Source organism: Streptomyces sp. NPDC040545, assembly GCF_055595065.1.
The window spans coordinates 395,798-416,231 of the sequence record NZ_JBVIWA010000003.1; the positions used below are offsets into that span (position 1 = coordinate 395,798).

Consider the following 20,434-nt stretch of genomic DNA (forward strand, 5'->3'; position numbering starts at 1 on the left):
GGCGCAGCCTACGGGCCATCAGGCGGCCGGGCCATGGGCCTGCCGCAGGACCGGGCCCTACCACGTCCGCATGGTCCGGCTACCGCCGCAGTTGCAGCCGGGACGTCCGCCACCCGCACCGGGTGGAGGCCTGAATCATCCCGGTGCGTGCCGCCGGGCGGCCTCCGGCCCGCCTAGCTTTCTGTCTGGCCGGCCGCCGGGGCACAGCGCGGCGGCGGCGCACCCACTGACTTCGATTCCCCGGTAAAGGGAGACACAGCCATGACCACTCTTGTGAAGCGCACGCTCGTCGGAGCCTCCGCCGTCGCCTCGGCCCTCGCGATCGGGCTGGCGGGCACCGCGAGCGCGGCCACCATCGGCTTCCAGCAGACCTCCAGCAGCGGCAAGGCCGAGATCAGCGGCACCTACGAGTACCACGTGTCGGGAACGATCCCGCAGACGGGCGAGAAGCTCTACTCCGGGTCGTTCCAGGGCTCCACCGCCAAGGACAAGGTGGCGGGCGACGGTTACGAGGCCGTCCTGGCCCTGGCCTACCAGGACTGGAAGGACGGGGCCTGGCACTCGGTGAAGAACTACGTGGCGGTGGTCAACGGCACGAAGAGCTGGACCTTCAAGAACAAGAAGGACGTGAAGGCCTACGCCTGCGACCGCAAGGTCGGCACCACCAAGCTGCTCAACTGCCGCGCAGCCTGGTAGGCCTGTCCCCCGTCACCCGGGGGGGTGCCCGAGCCGGACGTCCACGGGGGAGCGTCCGGCTCCGTCCGCACTCCCCCAAGGACCGCAGGGCGGGCCGTCACCCCTGTGACGGCCCGCCCTGCGGTGTTCCGGTGCGTCCGCTCACGCCTTGAGGGCGCGCCCCGCCACGGTCAGTGCGAGGCGGCGGGGGACCAGGGCGGACGCGGTGGCGGAGAGCCGGTTGCCGAGGCCGACGACGATGCTGGGCGGGGTCTTTCCGCGTTCCAGTGCCCGGCGCGCGGCGGTGACGACCTGCTCCGGGGTGGCCATCCGGCCCACGGCGGCGTCCCGGCTGCCGACGACGTCGAAGAACTCGGTGCGGACCGGCCCCGGCGAGACGGCGAGCACCCGCAGGGAGGAGGCGCGCGTCTCGTACGCGACGGCCTCGGTGAAGTTCAGGACGAAGGCCTTCGTGGCGCCGTAGACCGCCATCGCCGGGGTCGGCTGGTAGGCGGCCGCGCTGGCCACGGTGACGAGGGCGCCCCGGCCGTCGGCCGTCAGACCGGGCAGGAACTCCCTGGTCAGTTCCGTGACCGCGAGCACGTTGAGCTGGATCATCTCGCTGATCCGGGCGGGGTCCTCGCCGGCGAAGGGGCCGTGGGTGCCGAAGCCCGCGTTGTTGACCAGCGTGTGGACCGGTACGCCGAGTGCGTCGAGCTCCGCGCGCAGCGCTGCCGCGGCGCCGGGCCGGGCGAGGTCGGCGGCGACCGGGCGGGCCGTGATCCCGTAGCGGCGCTCCAGGTCCGCCGCCAGCTCCTCCAGCCGGTCGACGCGCCGGGCGACGAGGACGACGTCGGCCCCGCGCTCGGCCCACTGCCGGGCGAACTCGACGCCGAGGCCTGCACTCGCCCCGGTGATCAGGGCTGTGGTTCCGCGGTATGTCATAGACATGGGTCGGCGCTCCGTTCCGGGACTCCGGTTGATGGTCGATACTTGAATGTAGGCAGAGCAAACATTGTTGTCAATGACAACATCGAGGGAGGAGACCGCCTTGGCCGACGCCGATGCGCCCTATCACCACGGCAATCTCAGGGAGGCCCTGCTGGCGCGCGCGGAGGACGTGCTCACCGCCTCGGGGGCGGACAGCCTCTCCCTCCGCGCCCTCGCACGCGACCTCGGCGTCAGCCATGCCGCGCCGGGCCGCCACTTCCGCGACCGGCAGGCGCTGCTGGACGCGCTCGCCGTGGGCGGCTTCACCCGGCTCAATGAACGCCTCCGGGCCGCCGTGGGCGAGCCCGGCCCCGTCACTGCCCGGCTCGCCTGCATGGGCCGCGCGTACATCGGCTTCGCCGTCGCGCACGCCCCGCTGCTGAGCCTGATGTTCACGGCCAAGCACGCCGACCACTCGAGCGCCGAACTCCGCGAGCTCGGCCACCAGAGCCTGGAGATCGCCGCCGAACTGATCGCCCTCGCGCAGCAGGAGGGTGTCGTACGGGCGGGCGACCCGGCCCGGCTCGCCCAGGTCGCCTTCTCCGTGGTGCACGGCCTCGCGTCCCTGGCCGTCGGCTCCCTCCTCGAGGACACGCCGCTGGACGAGGCGACCGACCTCGCCCTCGACGTCCTGCTCACCGGCCTCGGCACCGCCCGCCCCGACGCCCCGTAGCGCATTTCGATGCCTGTCGCCACCCGCGAGCCGAGGGGTGCGGCCGGAACCGATGGGAATGCGCGCGCGGATTTACGCGCGCCGAGCGGGGTCCGCGCGCCGCCCACCTCCCGTTACGCCACCGCGCACCGCGCGCGGGCCCGGATCCTCGCCGGAAATCGACGCCATTGATGGCGCATAACGGTTCCTCCGGTCCGATGAACTCCAACGAAAGGCCCCATCAGGCAAGTTGGGCGTAGTTATGCTCCCGCCCACCGGTCAGAAGGCCCCCCTTTTCGATAGTTCGAGGACGCCGATGGAGCAAAGAGGTACGCCCCCCGAAAGTGCCCACCTGGAGGGAAGAGCAAGCCGGATGCTGCCCGCGATCGCGGTCGTGGCCGCCGCCTGCCTGGTAGGGGCGCTCGCCTCCTCCTCGGGACCGCTGGGCACGGCCCTGATCGCCGTCGGCGCCGTGTGCACCGCGGCGGTCCTCGTCGAGGCCCGGCGGCGCGGCCGCGCGCTCGCCGCCGGGCGCGCCCAGGTCGCGGCTCTCCAGCACGCCCTGGCCCGGCAGGAGACCGAGGCGGCCCGGCTGTCCCGGTCCGTCCTGCCCGAGGCCATCGAGCGCCTGCGCAAGGGCGAGCCGGCCGAGGAGGTGCTGACCGCCCTGGGAGGGCGCGGCGGCCACGGCAGCCGCTGGGGCGACGACGAGGCCCTGACCCCGCGCTTCAGAGCCGCGCTCCAGGCCGTGCTGGCCCACGTCGTCGACGCGGTCGACAACGAGGAGAGCCTGCGCGACTCGGCACAGCGGGCCTTCGTGAACGTCGCCCGTCGCGTGCAGGCGATCGTCCATCAGCAGGCCCACGAGATGCGCGAGATGGAGGACCGGCACGGGAGCAACCCGGACGTGTTCGGCGACCTGCTGCGGCTCGACCACGGCACCGCGCTGATCGGCCGGCTCGCCGATTCCATCTCGGTCCTCGGCGGCGCGCGCCCCGGCCGCCAGTGGAGCAGGGCCGTCACCCTGTACAGCGTGATGCGCGGCGCGATGTCGAGGATCATCGACTACCAGCGGGTGGAGCTGCACTCGGTCACCGAGGTCGCCGTCGTCGGCCCCGTCGTGGAGCCGCTGATCCACACCCTGGCGGAGCTGCTGGACAACGCCACCCGGTACTCGCCGCCGCACACCCGGGTCCACCTCACGGCCGTCGAGGTGCAGTCGGGCATCGCCGTGGAGATCGAGGACGGCGGCCTGAGCATGAGCGAGGAGGCCCGCAGCCGGGCGGAGAAGATGCTCGCCCAGGCGCAGTCCGGGATCGACCTCAACGACCTGGGCGAGACGCCCAGGCTGGGTCTGGCGGTGGTCGGCCGGCTGGCGCAGGCGTACGGGTTCCAGGTGTCCCTGCGCTCGTCCGCGTACGGAGGCGTCCGCGCCGTGGTGATCGTGCCGCAGCACCTGATCACCACGGCGTCCTCCGCGACCGGACTCGCCCACGGCATCGGCTCCTCCTCGGGGCCCAGGGCCGTGGCCGCCACACCGCGCGAGCACCCCTTCGACCGCTCGTCGGCGGGCGTGGGCGCGCCCGCGCCCCGGCCGGCTCCGGCATCCAGGCCCGCGCCCGTCGCCGCCGCGCAGCCGGAGGCCGGCGCACGTACCGCGACCGGCCTGCCGCAGCGGCGCCGCAAGGACCGTGTGACCACCGCCGACGCCCGGCCGGCCGCGGAGTCCCGGCCGGCGGACGACGGCGGCCCCGGAATGTGGCTGGAGGCGTTCCACAGCGGACTGTCCGGCACCCCCGGCCACGATGTGCCGGGCACCGAAGGAACGTCGGGTTCAGCGACCAAGGGGGCTTAGCAATGATGACTCAGCGAATCAGCAGCATGGACTGGATGCTCAAGGACCTGGCGGCCGGAGTGCCGCAGACGCGGCACGTGATCGTCTTGTCCGCGGACGGGCTCTGTGTGGCGCAGTACGGGGCCGAGACCGACACGGCCGACCGCCTGGCGGCGGCCTGCGCGGGCCTGCAGAGCCTGGCCGGAGCGGTGGCCGCGGAACTGCCCCGCTCGGAGGGCAGGATGCGCCTGGTCGTGATCGAGATGGACGGCGGGTTCTTCTACCTGATGGCCGCGGGCGACGGCTCCTACCTCGCGGTCCTCGCCGACGAGGGCGTGGACGCGGGCCTGATGGGCGCGCAGATGCGCAACCTGGTGACCCGAATGGGGGACCACCTGAGCAGCCCGCCCCGACATGACGGGCAGCCCGCGTGAATGAGCCGCCCACACGCTGGGAGGACGGCAGCCCCGAACGGCTCTACGTCATCACCGGCGGACGCAGTGGACCCTCCACCGCCGTCCATCTGGACCTCGTGACCTTAGTCGTGGCCAAAGGGTCCGCCCGGCCCGAGATGCAGCCCGAGCAGGCGGCCATCCTGCGGATGTGCCAGTCACCGCTGTCGGTAGCCGAGATCGCCGCGTACGCGGGCCTGCCCGTGAGCGTCGTCACCGTGCTGGTCGGGGACCTGATGGCCGCTAGACGCGTGTACGTCCGTCCGCCCGTTCCCGCCGCGCAGCTACCCGACCTTGCTCTGATCGAGGCAGTGATCGATGGACTTCAGAAGCTCTGACCCGCCCGCCGGGCCACGCGAGGCGGACATCCTCCCGCAGACGGCCGCGGCCGCCGTGAAAGTGGTCATCGTCGGCGGATTCGGCGTGGGCAAGACGACCATGGTCGGTGCGGTCAGCGAGATCAAGCCGCTGACGACCGAGGAGACCATGACCCGGGCCGGCGTCGGCGTGGACGACACCTGGGGCGTGGACCGCAAGATCACCACCACTGTCGCCATGGACTTCGGCCGCATCAGCATCAACGACGAGCTCGTCCTGTACCTGTTCGGAACGCCTGGCCAGGAGCGCTTCTGGTTCCTGTGGCGCGGACTCTTCGAAGGTGCGCTCGGAGCGGTCGTACTCCTCGACACCCGCAGGCTGGAGATCAGCTTCGACGTCATCGGACGGCTCGAGGAGCGGGGCGTCCCCTTCGTCGTGGCCGTCAACTCCTTCCCCGGCGCACCCGAGCATCCGCTGGAGGAGCTGCGCCAGGCCCTCGACCTGCCCCCCGCGGTCCCGATCCTCGTCTGTGATGCCAGACGGCGGGACTCGTCCCGCGATGTCCTGCTGACCCTCATGCGCTACCTGCACTCCCAGGCAGCCACCCAGGAGGCAATGTGAGTAACAGCCCCACCCCACCGCCCGAGTGCCCCGCCCACGCGGCGGCGGCGACCGCCGGCGGCCTGTACCGCCTCCACGGGGCGGAGGCCCAGGCCGATCCCCTCGCGCTGTACGAGAAACTGCGGGCCGAACACGGGGCGGTGGCCCCCGTACTGGTGAGCGGGGACCTTCCGGCCTGGCTGGTCCTCGGCCACCGGGAGAACCTGGACGTGGCACGCACGTCCTCGCGCTTCGCCCGCGACCCGCGGGGCTGGCGCGACATGAAAGAGGGCCGGGTGCCGGCCGACACCCCGCTCGGCCCCATGGTCTCCTGGGTGCCGGTGTGCAACTTCACCGACGGGCCCGTTCACGAGCGGCTGCGCTCGGCCGTGGTGGAGTCCCTGGAGCGCTTCGACAAGCGCGGCATCCGCCGCTACGTGACCCGCTTCGCCAACCAGCTCGTCGACCAGATCGCCGGTGAGGGGTACGCCGACCTGGTGTCCGCCTTCTCCGACCAGCTCCCGATGCTGGTCATGACCCAGCTCATCGGGGCGCCCGACGAACACGGCCCCCTGCTGGTCAACGCGGCGCGCGACATGCTCCAGGGTACGGAGACGGCCCTCCAGAGCGACCGCTACGTCACCGCCACGCTGGAACACCTGGTCGTGGAGCGCAAGGCCAGGCCCATGCGCGACCTCGCCTCCTGGCTGATCGAGCACCCCGCGAACCTGAGCGACACCGAGGTGCTGATGCACCTGCGGGTCGTGCTGATCGCGGCCTACGAGACCACCGCCAACCTCATCGCCAACACGCTGCGGACCGTACTGACCGACCCGCGCTTCCGGGCCAGCCTCTCCGGAGGTCACATGACGCTGCCCGACGCCCTGGAGCAGGTCCTGTGGGACGACCCGCCGATCAACACGATCATCGGGCGCTGGGCCACCGGTGACACCGTGCTCGGCGGCCGGGAGGTGAAGGCGGGCGACATGATCCTGCTCGGGCTGGCCGCGGGCAACGCCGATCCGCAGATCCGGCCGGATCCGGCGGCCTCCGTCCACGGCAACCGTTCCCACCTGGCCTTCAGCAGCGGCCCGCACGAGTGCCCGGGCCAGGACATCGGCCGCGCCATCGCGGACACCGGAATCGAGGTCCTGCTGGACCGGTTGCCCGACCTCCAGCTGGCGGTCGACGCGAGCGAGCTGCAATGGCGGGGCACCCTCATGTCACGCCACCTGCTGTCCCTGCCGGTACGGTTCGCCCCGCGCTCCGTACCGAACGCGCAGCCCCAGGACGAGCAGCCGGCCGGGCACCCCGTGCACGCGCCCGTCCCGCCGCAGCCGACGGCGGCGCCCGTGGTCGGGGGGCGGCGCCGCCGCGCCGTCAGCTGGTGGCGGCGGCTGCTCGGCCTCGGCTGACGGCTGCCCGGCTTCTGCTGACGGCTTCCGGGCCGGTGGCCCCGGGCGTTGCGCCCGGGGCCACCCGGTATTTTCAGTCGTGCACCCGCTGCCACCAGGAGGCGAGGGCCGGAACCTCCGGCGGCTCGCTCCCGGCGAAGCCGGGGGCGTCGGCGTACCGGACCGCGAACCGGGCTTCCGCCAGGGGCAGTTCGTGCCGGTTGCGCGGGCTCGCGTACCGGGGAGCCCGGCTCTGCCAGGCGATGGAGCCGGCCACGTAGTGTCCCAACGCCGTCAGGTGACGGCGTAGTTCCGCGCTCGCACCGGCCTCCGCCCGGGCCCGCAGCGTCATGAAGCGGACCATCACCCGGTCACGCAGGGCCACCGCGAGCGGCACGGCCTCGGCGGGCGAGCAGTTCTCCTGGTGGGCGAGGACATTGACGAGATTCACCTCCCTCGGCTCCAGATGGTCGTCCTTGTCGTAGGAGAAGAGGTCGTTGTCCGCGCTGACGACGAATCCCGCCGCATCCGTCAGCGCCGTCAGAGAGCGGGAGCAGAGCACCTCCGCCGGCAGCCGGTCCCCGCGTGCGACGTCGGACCATGTCAGCGAGAAGCGAGTCCCGTTCGCCAGCGGCCCCATGGCGACGAAGTCGTTCAGCCCCGGCATGCTCCCGGCCTCGGCCCGGGCGGCCCGCCAGGCTGCTCCGAGCAGCCAGTCGCGCGTCCCCTCGGCGAACCTGCGCAGCTCGTAGGGTGTGAGCATCGCATGGGTGCGGCGCACCAGGTCCAGCAGTGCGCGGGTCATCGGTCCGTCGGGCAGCACCGAGGCTCCCGGGTCCTCGATGGTGCGCAGCAGGCGTACGCCGTGTTCGACGACGGCAGCCGTCCCCACCTCGTCGGAACCCGAATCCTGCCAGTCGTCGACGGCGTTGGCCCAGTAGTTCCATTCGGTGAAGAGCAGGAGGGCCTCCACGTTCCCGTCGGGGATGATGCGGCAGGAGAAGTCGGCGCTGTGGGTGGCGAGACCCCATGCGCGCTCGACCGGATCGGGGTAGATGCCGAAGGCGTCCAGCCACTCGACCGCCAGCGCCTCCACCTGCTTCGCCTCCGGATGGACGAGGTCGCGCTCCAGGGGGCAGTAGAAGGCAGGCAGGCGCGAACCGAGGAGCGAGGGGCGCGGTGCCGGCGCCGGTGGCGGCACCGGTGGCGGTGGCGCCGTCATCGGCGGCCGCCGATCCGGAACTGCAGCAGCCGCGTCTGCACCGCGTGGTCGCGCCAGAGCCGGAAGAACCTGCTGTGCGCGAGCGTCGACTGTTCGAGCCGTTCGCCGGTCCAGGCACCGGGCCGGGCGGCGGCGTCCGCGCGGAGCCGGTCGAGTTCGGCGGTGTTCCACGCCATGGACTGCACCCAGAACTCCGCCACCGAGTCCGTCACGTCCTCCTCGTGCACGAGTTCAAACCCGGCCGCCTCGGCTGCGGCGAGGTACTCCCCTCTCAGCCCCAGTCGCGTTCTGTAGTAGCCGTCGATGAACTCGCGCCATGTGGAGCGGCCCGCGAAGTGTTCCTGGATCCCGAACCATCCGCCGGGCTCCAGCGCCTTGGCGACGACCTCGAAGAGCCGGGTCCGGTCGGTGTAGCCGCTGCTCTCGTTGGCGTAGACGGCGTCGTACGCGCGGGTCTCGTCCAGGTCGTGCACATCCCCCAGTACGGGTCTCACCCGGTCGCCGACCCCTGCGTGCCGGGCGAAGTGCCGGACGATCGGGATGTGTTCCGCCGCGACGGTGAGGCTGGTGACCGACGCACCGTGCTCCTGCGCCCAGTACAGCGACGTCCCGCCCAGGCCGCAGCCGACGTCCAGCAGCCGCCGGGGCGACACGTCGTACGCGCCCCACGACCGGGCCGCGTGCTCGACTATCCGCTCCTGCGCGTCGAGCATGCGCTGCTTGAGCACGTTCTGGGGGGCGGTACTGTCCGGCGGGCCGTCCGGATACAGGCCCACGTGGAAGTGGACACGGGGACCCGGGCCGTACTTGTGCAGGATCTCCTGGGTCTTGTGGCTGTAATAGAGCCGTATGGGATCGTCCGCGGCCGAGCCCTGGTCGCCGGGTAAGGACGATACGAGGGGGGTGACGCGCATGGGGTGTCCGCCCTTTCGTGGGGTAGGGCCGCCTCCGGGACACGCTGTCACCGCGCTCACCGCGTCCCGTCCGGCACACTGTTGAAGCACGGATCATCGTGGCACTTCGCCTGCGCCACGTCAGCCCACTGAAGCAACACGGAACAGCGTCCGAATCCCGCCACGAGCAGGCTGAGCGGCAACGGTTCTCGCCGCGGCAGTCGGGCGGGCCAGTCGGCCTTGCGGACAGATACTGTCCGCAACCGGACGGGTCACGTCGCAGAGCTTTCGATGCGCGCGGCGACGAGCACGCACAGGACACGTCCGCAGTGGCTCGATACCCCGTGTTTCGCCTGGTCGGCGGGCTTATGGGCCCGATACGACGCCCGGCGGCCCCGCGATCCCGATGGGCCCGTGGCGGGCGCGGCCTCACGATCCGGGGCGGGCGGCCGACCGCCGACCGCCGACCGTCAGAGCGCTATGACCCGATTACGTAGATATCCTGTGAAGTGTGATCGAGTCTGGACGGCCGCGGCTACGCAGGCGCCCTGGCCCGGGAAGACTTGTGCGGCTGTCGCCGGTCATCCTGACCGTCGTCATCGCCAGCCTGGCGTACAACACTCCGCCGGAAATGGCCTTCAGTCGTCTCCTGCCCGCGGCGCCGGCCCTTGCCGCCGCCATGTGGCCGGTGCTGCCCACCGTCCTGCTCGGGACGGTCTGTCTCATCCTGATGATCGGCCTCAGTTTCGTCTTCCCCGACCTCGGGACGTGGTGGACGGCCGCCGGGATCATCGCGGTCACCGTGGCCGCCGCGTACGGAAGCCACGTCCGGCTCCAGCGGGAACGCACCCTCTTCCAGGTACGGCTCGTGGCCGACGCGGCGCAGCAGGTGGTGCTCAGCCCTCTGCCCCGCCGCTTCGGCGGCATCGAGATCGAGTCGCTGTACCTCGCGGCCGCGGCCGAGGCCCGCATCGGCGGGGACTTCTACGAGGTGGTCGACACGCCGTTCGGGGTCAGGCTGCTCATCGGTGACGTGCGGGGCAAGGGTCTGCCGGCGGTGGGGGCGGCCGCGGCGATCGTGAACGCCTTCCGGGAGGCCGCGTACGGGGAACCCGACATGGTCGACGTCGCCCGCCGGATGGACGCGAGCAGCACCCGCTACAACGGCGCTTTCCCACCCGAGGGGCCACTGGAGCGGTTCGCCACCGCCCTGCTCGTCCAGATCCCGCACGGGGGCAGACGTATCGACATCCTCAACTGCGGACACCCCCCGCCGCTGCTCCTGAACCACGGGAAGGTCCTCACCCTCGAGTCCAGGGCTCCCTCCCCCTTGCTCAGCCTGGCGGAGCTGATCGGCGACCACTACAGCGTCGACACCTTCGACTTCGCCCCCGACGACCTGCTTCTCCTCTATACCGACGGGATCGCCGAGGCCCGGGCCCGCGACGGCGAGTTCTTCCCGCTGGCGGCCTGGATGCGCCGACAGCCCCCGACGCCGCCCGACGAACTGCTGACGTCTCTGCACCGCGACCTCCTCCGCCACAGCAAAGGACGTCTCGACGACGACATCGCCGCCCTCGCCGTACGTCTGTGCGAGCCCTGAGGTTCCGCTTCGCACGCACGCCCATCAGCCGCCCGCGAGCCCCCTCGCGATAGAGCGCGTTCCGAACCGCAGGTCAGGGCTTCAGCTCGATGCCGAACCCGCCCGCGTCGGACGCCGGAACCCCGTCCGGGTTTTCCTTCGCCACCACATCCGGGTCCGGAGCCGGGGCCGGGGCCGGGGCCGGAGCGGGGTTCGGGGCCGGAGCGGGCTTCGGGGTGTCGGGCTTGTGCTCGCAGTACACCTTGCCCTGGTAGAACTTGCAGCCCGGCATGTTCTCCACGTCCCGGGGCCTGCTGTTCTTCCGGCCCTTCGACCGGTCCTTGCCGCCCCCCTCACGCTTGCCCGCCGTGCCCTCGTGACCACTCTTCGCATGCGCCTCAGCGGCGTGCGGCGCGGCCTGGGCGGCGAATGCGCTGGTGGGAACCAGCGCGCCCCCCGTCACGAGCGCGGCCGTAACGGCGAACATCGCGCAACGCTGCTTGCGGGACGTGCGGGCCATGAGAATTTCTCCAATGAAGAGGCGACGAAGGGGGAGGTTACAGAAGGCGAGAGACGAAATGTCTGTTTTGTTCTTCTGTTAAGAGCCTGGCCGCGGAACTTCATCAAGCTGTCCGCCGACTGTCACGGGCGCGTGACAGGGCACCTCCGCGCACGCCGCCCCGGCAGCGGTCGGGCCCGTCAGGGCCATTGCGCGGGCTCTACGTCGGTCTCCTCGAGGACCTTCAGGAAGGCTTCGACCGGGGCCGGGAGCGGCGGTGCCCCGTAGACGACGGCGTCGACGAAGCGGTGGTCCTCCGGTAGGCGGTCGATCGTCACGCCGGGGTGGAGATGAGCGCGCAGGGCGAGGCCGGGCAGCGTACTGACGCCGAGGCCGGCGGCCACGAGTGCCTGGGCCGCGACGTAGTCGTCGGTCTCGAAGGCGATCGCGGGAGCGAAGCCTCGCTTCCCGCACGCCGACAGGAGGTGCGTACGGCACCGCTCGCAGCCGGCGATCCACCGTTGTCCGCGGTAGGTGCCGAGGTCCGAGCGCGGACCGGGCCAGGATGCGCCGGCCCGGCTGACGACGTAGACCGGCTCGTGCAGGACCGGGGTCACGGTGTGGCCCTCGCGGTCGGCGGGCGGGCCGTCGCCGTGGTGGAAGGTGAAGGCGACATCGACCTCGCCGCGCCGCAGGGCCGCCAGGGCTTCGGGCGGCTCCGCTTCGGTCAGTGCCAGTTCGATGTCCGGGTACGCGGCACTGAATGCGGCGGCCACCGTGGGTACGACCGTGGCGAGCGCGGAGGGGAACGCCGCGAGCCGCACCCGTCCGGCGCTGAGCCCGGCATGGGCGGCGAGTTCGGTCCGGGCCGAGTCGATCCGGCCGAGGATCTCCTCCGCGCGATCGGCGAGCAGTCGGCCGGCCTCGGTCAGCCGGATGCCGCGGCCTGCCCGCCGGACGAGCGGCACCCCGGCTTCGGCTTCGAGCCTGGCGAGGTGGTGGCTGACCGACGGCTGCGCGTAGTGCAGCGCTGCGGCGGCAGCCGTCACCGAACCCTCGCGGGCGATGGCGGCGAAGACCCGGAGGCGATTCTCGTCGAACATTCATCGATGATATCGATGAGTCCATCGGAAACTGACATTTGTCCTATGGGTTGTCCCTGCGCAGCATGGGTGCATGCACAGTCCGACGATCTCCGACGTCCTTCGCGCGCGTCGTCTGCAGAGCGCGCACCTCTCCCCGACCCCTCTGCTCTCCTATCCCGCCCTCGACGCCGCCGTCGGCGCCGGGGTCCGCGTGCTGGTCAAACACGAGAACCTGCAGCCGACCGGCGCCCTCAAGGTCCGGGGAGGCGTCGCCCTGCTGGCGGCGATGGACCCGGACGAGCGTGCACGCGGTGTCCTGTCGTACTCCACCGGCAACCACGCGCAGTCCCTCGCCTATGCCGCGGCGCTCTTCCGCGTCCCCTGCACCATCGTCATGCCGGAGGACCCGAATCCCCTGAAGGCCGAGGCCGTACGGCGGCTCGGCGCCGAACTCGTCGAATACGGCGCGGACTTCGACGAGGCCCGCCGCCACGCCGAGCAGCTCGCGCCCCGGCGGGGGATGCGCCTGGTCAGCGCGGCGAACGAGCCGGGCCTGATCGCGGGCGTGGCCACCGCGTTCCTGGAGGTCTTCGAACAGGAACCGGACCTCGACGCGATCGTCGTGCCGGTCGGCGGGGGCAGTGGCGCCGCCGCCGCTTGCCTGGTGGCGGCCGCGATCAGCCCGCGCTGCCGCGTCATCGCGGTGCAGTCACGCCACTCGCCGGCCGCGCACGACTCCTGGCGCTCGGGCCGCTGTGTCGAGCGTCCGAACACCACGGCGGCGGAGGGCCTGGCGACCGGGTCGGGCTTCGAGCTGACGCAGCGTCTGTTCCGTGAACACCTGGCGGACTTCCGGCTGGTCGGCGACGACGAGATCCGGTGGGCCCAGTGGCTGCTCATGCGTGATGCCCGAACGGTGGCCGAGGCGGCTGCCGCCGCGCCGCTGGCCGCGCTCCTCGCGGCACGCGACGGCCTCGCGGGGCAGCGGGTGGCTCTCATGTGCACGGGCGGGAACGCCGGCGAAGCCGAGCTGCGGGCCTGTCTCTCCGCCGCGCCCTCGGGCGGCTGAACGCATTCCCCGACGCGCCGGAGCCGATCCGGGCGGGCGGAGCCGTGATCGATACTGATCTTCATGCATGCCAACGTCTCCGCCACCACCCTGGAACGCGTCGCCGGTCACCGGATCCGCTTCGACGCCCGGTTCGAGCAGTACTTCGACGGCCTCGGCGAGCGCTTCGACGTCCCGGTGCCCAGCCGGTACGTCCCCCGCTGCCTGGAGCTCCTGCGCGAGTTCTCGATGCGCGGCGGCAAGCGGCTGCGGGTCGTCCTGCTGTACGAAGCGGCCCGGCTGGTCACCACGGACGAGATACCGGGGCTCGCCGAGGCCGCGCTGAGCATCGAACTGCTCCAGACGCACGGGCTCGTCCACGACGACATCATCGACGACGCTCCCCTGCGCCGCGGCGGTCCCTCGACGTACTACGCCTACCGCCGGGAGTTCCCCGGTCAGGAGTCCACCGCCCTCGGGCTCGCGATACTCGCCGGGGACCTCGCCGCGTTCCTGTCCACCCAGGTGCTGCTGGAGGCCGAGGTTCCCGCCGAGCTCCGCCAGGCCCTGCTCGGCGTGCACACGCGTACCGCGGCGGAGACCGTGGCCGGGCAGCTGGCCGATCTGGAGCGGGACTCCCACACCCTGCCCGGCGAGGAGTTCCTGCACACCGTCACCGACTTCAAGAGCGCGCGGTACTCGATCCTCGCGCCGCTGACGATGGGCCTGCTGGCCGCGGGCGAGGATCCGGCGCCGCACCGCGCCCGACTGCACCGCTACTCCCGGCTGGTGGGCATCTCCGAGCAGATGCGCGACGACTTCCTCGACCTCTTCGGCCCGCACGGCGGCGACCCGGCGGCCGAGGCGAAGTCCACCGGGGCCGACATCCGCTCGGGGCGCCGCACCTACGCCGTCCGTGCGGTCCTGGCCGCCACGACCGGGGCCGGCGCGGCCCTCGTCGAAGCCGCGCTCGGTGATCCCGGCTGCCCGGACGAAACGCTGGGCCGGATCAGGGAGATCGCCCGCGACGCCGGCGTGGACCGGCGGCTGAGGGCGGAGATCCGGCGGCACGCGGAGGCCGCCGCTGCCGAGGCCGCGTCCTGGGAACCGTACTGGCGCGCGGAGGCCGTGGAGTTCTTCCGGGGCCTGCCCCTGTGGAACGTGGACCGGATGTCCTGAGAGAGCGACCAGCGCAAGAAAGGGCCGTCACGCGGCTTCGGCGCTGCTGCCCGCCCCCGCGCCGAAGCCCTTGGCGAGCAGCCGGACGGCCAGCGTCACCTCCCAGGCGAAGACGGGAAGCGCCGCCAGCGACCCCGCCACCGAGACCTGCTCGTAGATCCCGAACAGCACGGCGGTCGCCGAGGCGCAGATCATCGTCCCGCCGACCAGCCCCAGGACGGCGATCCAGCGCGGTACGAGCCGCGAGGTGTACATCAGGCCGGCCAGCACCAGGGTGTTGGCGCCGAGCACGAAGTTCGGCCCGAACAGGAACGTCCAGTCGTGGAACGCCACCAGGGCCTGGCCGGCCGTGACCAGGGAAGCCCCGTCGGCGCCCGCCGCGCCCTCCGCCTGCCTCCTCAGCGTCACCACCGACAGCACACTGATGATGCCGACGACGATGACGGCGGCCTCCAGCAGACGCCCGCAGACGTAGCCGATGGCGGCCCCTTCGTTCCGCCTCCGCAGGACCGGGTACAGCGCGGCCCCCGTGCCCGTGACCGCCAGCGCGAGCACGAACTCGCACAGCGCCCCCAGGAACACCTGGCTGTCGGCGCCCGGTCCGAGGACGTAGCCGGTGTCGTGCAGAACGGGACGGTAGAGCGCGAGGCCGCCGATCGCGGCGACCTCGGTGACGAGGAACAGCACTCCCGCGACGATCGCGGTTCTCCTGGTCGATCCCATACGGAACAGCCCCTCCCTGAGAGGTGTACGGCGTACACCTGACCTTTGACGCTCACCCTAGGTGTACGCCGTACACTCGTCAAGGCGGGACGGACGCGACCCGCACCAGCCCGGGAACGGAACGGATCGAAGGAGAAGCCCACATGCCCGAGCAGCCGAAGGGATCACGCCGGACCCCCCTGAGCCGGGACCGGGTGCTGCGCGCCGCCGTGACCTTCGCCGACGGCGCCGGGATCGAGGCGCTGAGCATGCGCAGACTCGCCCAGGAACTGGGCGTCGTACCGATGGCGCTCTACAAGCACGTGGCCAACAAGGAAGAGCTCCTGGACGGCATGGTGGAAGTCGTCGTCGCGGGCATCGAGGGCCAGTCCCCCGGATCCGACTGGAAGAGCGCGGTCCGCGGGCGGATCCTCGGGGCGCGCGGCGCCCTCCTCGCGCACTCCTGGGCGGCCCAGGTGATCCGGTCGCGCACCAGCCCGACACCGGCGGTGCTCGCGTACCTCGACTCGGTGATCGGAACGTTCCGGGCCGGCGGCTTCTCGGCCGACCTCACCCACCACGTGATGCACGCCCTCGGCAGCCGGGTGCTGGGCTTCACCGAGGAGCTGTTCGACGACCCGGGGGGCCCCGCACCGCAGGACGAGCGGGCGCAGGTGGCCGCGTACGAGGCGATGGCCCGGCGGTATCCCCACGTCACCGAACTGGCCCGGGCGGTGGCGCACGACCGGCGGTCGGTCGTCGGCCAGGGGTGCGACGACCAGTTCGAATTCGAGTTCGCGCTCGATCTCCTCCTGGACGGATTCGAACGACTCCACGGGCAGGGCTGGAAGTCCACGCCCTGAGCCGGCCGACGACCCCCGGCCCCGCCTGCCCCCGGGCCGACACCAAAGGCCCGGCGCCAGGTCAGCCCCTCCCCGCCTCCTGGCGGGCGTTCGACATGGCCGACAGCCAGGCGAACGCCGCCTCGCACTGCTCCTCCGTCAGCCCCGCCTCCAGTTCGGCCTCGCGGCGCCGGACAGCTGGGAGCGCGTCCTCGTAGCGCGCATGCCCGAGCTCGGTGAGGCTCAGCTGGTGCGTCCTGCGGTCGGTGGCGTGCGGGGCCCGGAGGATCAGGCCGTCACGCTCCAGCGCCGCGAGCATCTCGTTGGCCGCCTGGCGGGAGCTCCCGACCAGGCGGGCCAGCTGGGCCACCGAGATGCCCGGGGACTCCCCCACGATCATCAGGGTCGCGAACTGCGGCACGGTGAGCCCGAATTCCTCCAGCTCGGCCCCGATCGCGGCCCGCATGCTGAGCCAGGCGTGACGCACCACGAAGCTCAGCACCCGACGGTGACTCTGCTCGCCCATCGGACGACCTCCGGATTCATGATTGACAGGTACTTTACGAGTTTGCCACGATGAGAGAACCGTCAGGTACTTGACGATTTTTGCGGCGCGCCACCGCCGTGTGCTCCGCGATGCGCTCCACCGAAACGTAACTCACCCTGATCCGAAGGCAGTCACGCATGTCCTCACCCATGTCACCGGTGCCGTCCACCCCGACGCCGGCCCGTCAGCGGCTCATCCTCGGCGTCCTCGTCTTCGCCCAGCTCCTCATCTGGCTCGACGGCACCATCCTGACCACCGCGTTCGAGACGCTCTCCGACCCCGTCCGGGGGTTAGGCGCCACCCCCGGCCAGCTCCAGTGGGCCACGGGCGCCTACACACTGGCCTTTGCCGGCCTGATGTTCACCGGCGGTGCGCTCGGTGACCGGTTCGGCCACCGCAACCTCCTGCTGACGGGCATGGCCCTCTTCGGCGCCGCTTCCGCCCTCGCCGCCTACGCCACCAGCCCGGACCAGCTCATCGCCGCCCGTGCCGTGATGGGCGTCGGCGCCGCGCTGCTCGTCCCGGCCACCATGGCGGTGGTCAGCTGGACGTTCGAGCCCGCGCAGCGCCCGGCCGCCTTCGGCACCCTGTCGTCCTTCGCCGGCGTCGGTCTCGCCGCGGGGCCGATCCTCGCCGGGGCGCTGCTCGCGAGGTTCTGGTGGGGATCGGTGTTCCTCGTCAACGTGCCCGTCGTCGTCCTCGGCCTCGGCTTCATCGCCCGGTACGTGCCCAACTCCCGCAGCCCACAGGTCCGCCGCCTCGACCCGGCCGGGCTGCTGCTGTCGACCGGCGGTCTGGGCATCCTCGCCTACGGTCTGATCCGCGCGGGCCAGGACGCCTCCTTCGCCCAGCCGCGCGTGTGGGGATCCACCCTCGTCGGCGTCGCGCTGATCGCCGCGTTCGTCGTCGTCGAGCTGCGGATCGCCCACCCGAGCTTCGACCCCCGGCTGCTGGCACAGCGCCGGTTCGCCGCCGGGAACCTCACCCTGATGACGGTCTTCCTGGCCATGACGGCCGCGTCCTTCTACCTCGCCTTCTACCTGCAAGGCGTCCGCGGGTACTCGGCGCTGGACGCCTCTCTCCTCGCGCTCCCGGGAGCCCTCGGGGTGGTCGTCGGCTCCCCGATCGCCGTCCGGCTGGTCCGCCGTACCTCCGTCCGGCTCGTCTCCTCGATCGCGCTGGCCGTCGCGGCCCTGTCGATGGGTTCCTTCGCCCTCTTCGGTGCGACCACACCGATCGCCTGGTACGCGGCGGCCGTGCTGGTCCAGGGCACCGCGATCGGCATGGTGATCGCTCCCGTCACGGGCGCGGTACTGGGCTCCCTGCCGCTGGAGCGGTCCGGCGCGGGCAGCGCGGTCAACAGCACCCTGCGCCAGACCGGCAGCGTGCTCGGCATCGCGGCGGGCGGCACGATCACCTCGATCGTCTACCGGCGTGCGATCGACGGCTCGCTGACCGGCCTCCCGGATCCGGTACGGGAACCGGCCCGGGTCTCGGCCGAACTCGCCCGGCACGTGGCGGCGGCCACGCACGACACCCGGCTCGCCGCTGCCGCCGACACCGCCTTCCTGCACGCCATGCACGTCGGAGCGCTCTGGACGGCCGGGTTCGCGCTGACCGGCGCGGTCGTCCTGGCCGTAGGACTCCGGCCGGACCGCCCCGCGGCGCACGAGCGGGAGCGGGCCGGGGAGGAGAGGCGGCCGGCGCACGCGGCAAGTTCCACGCCCTCGTGACCACCAGGCCGGCGCGTCCCCCGCGGGCGGTCGGCACCGGGCGCGGCATTCGGGTGGCGGCCCGCCGTGTCGGGCCGCCCGCCCCGGCCCGGTTCGCCATCCTGGGCCAGGCACGGCATCGCGACCGCCGCTGCCCTCCCCCACGGCGAGAAGGAGTACGGCATGCCGACGGACGCGGTCGGGCGTTTCCTCGCGGCTCTGGGTCCGCAGCAGCAGGAGGCCGTCACCAGCAGACCGCCGGAGGACCAGGAGCGGCTCGCGGCCGCCTGGGAGCGGGAGCTGGCCTCGGACGACGAGCTCGACACGCTCGACGAACTGTCACCGCCCGCGGCGGAGGCCGAGGCCGCCCGTCGCGTCATGGACCGCGAACGGTGACCTGACCTCTCAGAGGCCGGGGGTGTCGAGGGGCCGCAGGAAGCGGCGCTCGTACCGCTTGATGCAGCGGGTCTCGCGCGCCAGGTCGAAAGCGGCCTGGCACTCCGGATCGGACATGCTGTCCGTGCGGTACTGCTCGTAGGCGGCGAAGCCGGGGAAGGAGAAGAGGGCGTAGGCGATGTCGCTGTCGCCCTCGCTGGGCAGGAAGTAGCCGTGGTGGGTGCCCCCGAACCGGTTGACCAGGCGGACCCAACGGCGCCCGTACTCCTCGAAGTCCGCGAGCTTGTCGACGTCGATCTCGTACTTCAGATGAATGGTGATCACCGCCCCATCATGCCGTGACCCCACAACTTCCCCCGGTACCGAAGCAATCGCCGCCTTCGGGGAGGGGAACGGGCCGGATCCTCGTACGCTGCGTGAGAGGGGAGACACCTGGCGGAAGGGGGACCGCATGTCCATGCGGAAGGGTGCCAACGTACCGGTGCCGAGCAGCACGGTCCGGGTGGAGCTGGGCTGGCAAGGGGGTCCCGGAGCACCTGACGTGGACGTGTCGGCCCTGCTGCTGACGGCGGCCGGCAAGGTGCGGTCGGACGACGACTTCGTGTTCTGCAACCAGCCCGTGCACCCCAGTGGTGCCGTGCGCCACGAGGGACGGCGCCAGGACGGCACGGGCGTGCTCGAAACGATCGGGGTGACCCTGTCCGGGGTCGAGGAGGAGATCGGGACCGTGGTGGTCGCGGCGTCCACCGACAGCACGTTCGGTCAGGTGTCCGGCCTCTTCGTACGCGTGCTGGACGCGGACAGCGGCGCCGAGACGGCTCGGTTCGACGCCACGGATGCCACGTCGGAGACGGCGTTCGTGCTCGGGGAGCTGTACCGGCGGGCCGGCGCCTGGAAGTTCCGGGCGGTGGGCCAGGGGTACGCCTCCGGTCTGGCCGGTCTCGCCACCGACTTCGGGATCACGGTCGACGATGCGGCACCGGCACCGGCACCGGCCGCGGCCCCACCTCAGCCGGTGCCGGTGCAGCGGGCGGTGGCGCCGCCCGAGCCCGCCCGTCCGGTACGGCTGTCGAAGATCACCTTGACGAAGGCGGCCCCCGCGGTGTCGCTGACCAAGCAAGGGGCCGTCTCCGGGGGCATGCGGGTCAATCTCACGTGGAGCGCCGCCGCGCCGCCGCGCGGCTGGATGCGGAAGGGCAAGGACGCCGTCCGGCTGGAGGACGTCGATCTCGATCTCTCCTGCCTGTGGGAGCTGCGGAACGGAACGAAGGGGATCGTCCACCCCATCGACAACCAGTTCGGCTCCTTCCACCAGCCGCCGTACATCCAGCTGGACCACGACGACCGGACCGGTGCCAGCGAGGCCGGTGAGAACCTCATGATCAACCTCGACCACGCGGCCGAGATCGAGCGCCTGCTGGTGTTCGTGGTCATCTACGCCGGGGCCACCAGTTTCGCGGGGCTCCAAGGGGTCGCCACGCTCCATCCGCCCGTCGGTCCGCCGATCGAGGTGCGCCTGGACGAATGCACCGTCCCGTCACCGGTGGCCGCGATCGCACTGATCGAGAACGTGGGCGGGGAGCTGATCGTCCGGCGGGAGGCGAAGTACCTCCTGCCGGCGCCCGGCGTCTTCAAGCAGCAGGCGGCGGACATCGAGTACGGCTGGGGCATGAGCTGGCAGTCGGCCAGCAAGGACTGACCCGCCGGCCCCTCCCGGCGCTTGTTGACTCGTGCGTACTGCACACCCCATCGGTGACAGCCGTGACTGTCGTGGCCCTCGGACCGCGTGACAGCGTGGGCACGTCACCGACC

Annotated in this window: 22 protein-coding genes; 14 read left to right on the top strand and 8 right to left on the bottom strand. The window is 71.9% G+C overall.

What is annotated here, in order from left to right; all coding sequences use genetic code 11:
* Positions 1-261: 261 nt before the first annotated feature.
* The gene (locus ACZ573_RS09845; RefSeq protein ID WP_471301489.1) at positions 262-696 is read left to right on the top strand and encodes a hypothetical protein; all 435 of its coding nucleotides are present in this window, start codon (positions 262-264) and stop codon (positions 694-696) included.
* 141 nt (positions 697-837) lie between these two features.
* Here the strand turns inward: ACZ573_RS09845 and ACZ573_RS09850 are convergent, their stop codons facing one another.
* Positions 838-1,626, bottom strand: coding sequence for an SDR family NAD(P)-dependent oxidoreductase (locus ACZ573_RS09850; RefSeq protein ID WP_471301492.1), 789 nt, complete (start codon positions 1,624-1,626; stop codon positions 838-840).
* A 100-nt stretch (positions 1,627-1,726) separates the two neighbouring features.
* On the opposite strand from ACZ573_RS09850, the gene ACZ573_RS09855 reads away from it, so the two are divergent.
* From ACZ573_RS09855 to ACZ573_RS09880, 6 genes are all read left to right on the top strand, one after another.
* On the top strand, positions 1,727-2,338 hold the full coding sequence (locus tag ACZ573_RS09855; protein WP_471301495.1) for a TetR/AcrR family transcriptional regulator: 612 nt from the start codon (positions 1,727-1,729) through the stop codon (positions 2,336-2,338).
* Positions 2,339-2,690: 352 nt separating this feature from the next.
* On the top strand, positions 2,691-4,172 hold the full coding sequence (locus tag ACZ573_RS09860) for a sensor histidine kinase (protein ID WP_471301497.1): 1,482 nt from the start codon (positions 2,691-2,693) through the stop codon (positions 4,170-4,172).
* Positions 4,173-4,174: 2 nt separating this feature from the next.
* Positions 4,175-4,585, top strand: coding sequence for a roadblock/LC7 domain-containing protein (locus ACZ573_RS09865; protein ID WP_373037725.1), 411 nt, complete (start codon positions 4,175-4,177; stop codon positions 4,583-4,585).
* Positions 4,582-4,941: a DUF742 domain-containing protein gene (locus ACZ573_RS09870; RefSeq protein ID WP_390171604.1), complete on the top strand. Its 360-nt coding sequence runs from the start codon at positions 4,582-4,584 to the stop codon at positions 4,939-4,941. The genes ACZ573_RS09865 and ACZ573_RS09870 overlap by 4 nt, the downstream gene beginning before the upstream one ends.
* Positions 4,922-5,542 carry a GTP-binding protein gene (locus ACZ573_RS09875; RefSeq protein WP_314245026.1) on the top strand — a complete coding sequence of 207 codons (621 nt, stop codon included), beginning with the start codon at positions 4,922-4,924 and terminating at the stop codon, positions 5,540-5,542. The genes ACZ573_RS09870 and ACZ573_RS09875 overlap by 20 nt, the downstream gene beginning before the upstream one ends.
* Entirely contained in the window at positions 5,539-6,936 is a 1,398-nt protein-coding gene (locus ACZ573_RS09880) for a cytochrome P450 (protein WP_471301503.1), read from the top strand. Before ACZ573_RS09875 ends, ACZ573_RS09880 begins: the two co-directional genes overlap by 4 nt.
* A 73-nt stretch (positions 6,937-7,009) precedes the next feature.
* On the opposite strand, the gene ACZ573_RS09885 is transcribed toward ACZ573_RS09880, so the two are convergent.
* Positions 7,010-8,137, bottom strand: a complete 1,128-nt coding sequence (locus ACZ573_RS09885) for a terpene synthase family protein (protein ID WP_471301510.1) — start codon at positions 8,135-8,137, stop codon at positions 7,010-7,012.
* Positions 8,134-9,051, bottom strand: a complete 918-nt coding sequence (locus ACZ573_RS09890) for an SAM-dependent methyltransferase (protein WP_471301512.1) — start codon at positions 9,049-9,051, stop codon at positions 8,134-8,136. The genes ACZ573_RS09885 and ACZ573_RS09890 overlap by 4 nt, the downstream gene beginning before the upstream one ends.
* Before the next feature lie 544 nt (positions 9,052-9,595).
* Here ACZ573_RS09890 and ACZ573_RS09895 point away from each other — a divergent pair.
* Positions 9,596-10,633, top strand: a complete 1,038-nt coding sequence (locus ACZ573_RS09895; protein ID WP_471301515.1) for a PP2C family protein-serine/threonine phosphatase — start codon at positions 9,596-9,598, stop codon at positions 10,631-10,633.
* 73 nt (positions 10,634-10,706) lie between these two features.
* Here ACZ573_RS09895 and ACZ573_RS09900 read toward each other — a convergent pair whose 3' ends face one another.
* Both ACZ573_RS09900 and ACZ573_RS09905 read right to left on the bottom strand, forming a co-directional pair.
* Positions 10,707-11,132 (bottom strand): hypothetical protein, encoded by a 426-nt coding sequence (locus tag ACZ573_RS09900; RefSeq protein WP_471301518.1) that lies wholly within the window; start codon positions 11,130-11,132, stop codon positions 10,707-10,709.
* 179 nt (positions 11,133-11,311) lie between these two features.
* Positions 11,312-12,214, bottom strand: coding sequence for a LysR family transcriptional regulator (locus ACZ573_RS09905; protein WP_471301521.1), 903 nt, complete (start codon positions 12,212-12,214; stop codon positions 11,312-11,314).
* A gap of 73 nt (positions 12,215-12,287) precedes the next feature.
* Between ACZ573_RS09905 and ACZ573_RS09910 the strand changes: the two genes are divergently transcribed.
* On the top strand, positions 12,288-13,265 hold the full coding sequence (locus ACZ573_RS09910) for a threonine ammonia-lyase (protein ID WP_471301523.1): 978 nt from the start codon (positions 12,288-12,290) through the stop codon (positions 13,263-13,265).
* Between the two features lie 63 nt (positions 13,266-13,328).
* Complete coding sequence (locus ACZ573_RS09915) at positions 13,329-14,423, top strand: polyprenyl synthetase family protein (protein WP_471301525.1); 1,095 nt, start codon at positions 13,329-13,331, stop codon at positions 14,421-14,423.
* A gap of 27 nt (positions 14,424-14,450) precedes the next feature.
* Here the strand turns inward: ACZ573_RS09915 and ACZ573_RS09920 are convergent, their stop codons facing one another.
* Positions 14,451-15,146, bottom strand: a complete 696-nt coding sequence (locus ACZ573_RS09920; protein WP_471301528.1) for a DUF4386 domain-containing protein — start codon at positions 15,144-15,146, stop codon at positions 14,451-14,453.
* Positions 15,147-15,289: 143 nt separating this feature from the next.
* Between ACZ573_RS09920 and ACZ573_RS09925 the strand changes: the two genes are divergently transcribed.
* Positions 15,290-15,988, top strand: a complete 699-nt coding sequence (locus ACZ573_RS09925) for a TetR/AcrR family transcriptional regulator (RefSeq protein WP_471301531.1) — start codon at positions 15,290-15,292, stop codon at positions 15,986-15,988.
* Positions 15,989-16,049: 61 nt separating this feature from the next.
* Here ACZ573_RS09925 and ACZ573_RS09930 read toward each other — a convergent pair whose 3' ends face one another.
* Positions 16,050-16,493, bottom strand: coding sequence for a MarR family winged helix-turn-helix transcriptional regulator (locus ACZ573_RS09930; RefSeq protein WP_471301534.1), 444 nt, complete (start codon positions 16,491-16,493; stop codon positions 16,050-16,052).
* A gap of 158 nt (positions 16,494-16,651) precedes the next feature.
* Here ACZ573_RS09930 and ACZ573_RS09935 point away from each other — a divergent pair, with 158 nt between their 5' ends.
* Together ACZ573_RS09935 and ACZ573_RS09940 are read left to right on the top strand one after the other, a co-directional pair.
* A complete protein-coding gene (locus tag ACZ573_RS09935; RefSeq protein ID WP_471301537.1) occupies positions 16,652-18,247 on the top strand; it encodes an MFS transporter in 1,596 nt (531 codons plus the stop codon).
* A gap of 162 nt (positions 18,248-18,409) precedes the next feature.
* Complete coding sequence (locus tag ACZ573_RS09940; protein ID WP_314245038.1) at positions 18,410-18,622, top strand: hypothetical protein; 213 nt, start codon at positions 18,410-18,412, stop codon at positions 18,620-18,622.
* Positions 18,623-18,631: 9 nt separating this feature from the next.
* Here the strand turns inward: ACZ573_RS09940 and ACZ573_RS09945 are convergent, their stop codons facing one another.
* A complete protein-coding gene (locus ACZ573_RS09945) occupies positions 18,632-18,946 on the bottom strand; it encodes an NIPSNAP family protein (RefSeq protein WP_314245039.1) in 315 nt (104 codons plus the stop codon).
* Positions 18,947-19,073: 127 nt separating this feature from the next.
* Between ACZ573_RS09945 and ACZ573_RS09950 the strand changes: the two genes are divergently transcribed.
* On the top strand, positions 19,074-20,321 hold the full coding sequence (locus ACZ573_RS09950; protein WP_471301541.1) for a TerD family protein: 1,248 nt from the start codon (positions 19,074-19,076) through the stop codon (positions 20,319-20,321).
* Positions 20,322-20,434 lie beyond the last annotated feature (113 nt).

Bases quoted from the DNA above. Each gene is read 5' to 3' on its own strand.
- ACZ573_RS09845 (WP_471301489.1), top strand. From the start codon at position 262: ATGACCACTCTTGTGAAGCGCACGCTCGTCGGAGCCTCCGCCGTCGCC.
- ACZ573_RS09850 (WP_471301492.1), bottom strand. From the start codon at position 1,626: ATGTCTATGACATACCGCGGAACCACAGCCCTGATCACCGGGGCGAGT.
- ACZ573_RS09860 (WP_471301497.1), top strand. From the start codon at position 2,691: ATGCTGCCCGCGATCGCGGTCGTGGCCGCCGCCTGCCTGGTAGGGGCG.
- ACZ573_RS09865 (WP_373037725.1), top strand. From the start codon at position 4,175: ATGATGACTCAGCGAATCAGCAGCATGGACTGGATGCTCAAGGACCTG.
- ACZ573_RS09875 (WP_314245026.1), top strand. From the start codon at position 4,922: ATGGACTTCAGAAGCTCTGACCCGCCCGCCGGGCCACGCGAGGCGGAC.
- ACZ573_RS09885 (WP_471301510.1), bottom strand. From the start codon at position 8,137: ATGACGGCGCCACCGCCACCGGTGCCGCCACCGGCGCCGGCACCGCGC.
- ACZ573_RS09890 (WP_471301512.1), bottom strand. From the start codon at position 9,051: ATGCGCGTCACCCCCCTCGTATCGTCCTTACCCGGCGACCAGGGCTCG.
- ACZ573_RS09900 (WP_471301518.1), bottom strand. From the start codon at position 11,132: ATGGCCCGCACGTCCCGCAAGCAGCGTTGCGCGATGTTCGCCGTTACG.
- ACZ573_RS09905 (WP_471301521.1), bottom strand. From the start codon at position 12,214: ATGTTCGACGAGAATCGCCTCCGGGTCTTCGCCGCCATCGCCCGCGAG.
- ACZ573_RS09910 (WP_471301523.1), top strand. From the start codon at position 12,288: ATGCACAGTCCGACGATCTCCGACGTCCTTCGCGCGCGTCGTCTGCAG.
- ACZ573_RS09915 (WP_471301525.1), top strand. From the start codon at position 13,329: ATGCATGCCAACGTCTCCGCCACCACCCTGGAACGCGTCGCCGGTCAC.
- ACZ573_RS09920 (WP_471301528.1), bottom strand. From the start codon at position 15,146: ATGGGATCGACCAGGAGAACCGCGATCGTCGCGGGAGTGCTGTTCCTC.
- ACZ573_RS09925 (WP_471301531.1), top strand. From the start codon at position 15,290: ATGCCCGAGCAGCCGAAGGGATCACGCCGGACCCCCCTGAGCCGGGAC.
- ACZ573_RS09930 (WP_471301534.1), bottom strand. From the start codon at position 16,493: ATGGGCGAGCAGAGTCACCGTCGGGTGCTGAGCTTCGTGGTGCGTCAC.
- ACZ573_RS09935 (WP_471301537.1), top strand. From the start codon at position 16,652: ATGTCCTCACCCATGTCACCGGTGCCGTCCACCCCGACGCCGGCCCGT.
- ACZ573_RS09940 (WP_314245038.1), top strand. From the start codon at position 18,410: ATGCCGACGGACGCGGTCGGGCGTTTCCTCGCGGCTCTGGGTCCGCAG.
- ACZ573_RS09950 (WP_471301541.1), top strand. From the start codon at position 19,074: ATGTCCATGCGGAAGGGTGCCAACGTACCGGTGCCGAGCAGCACGGTC.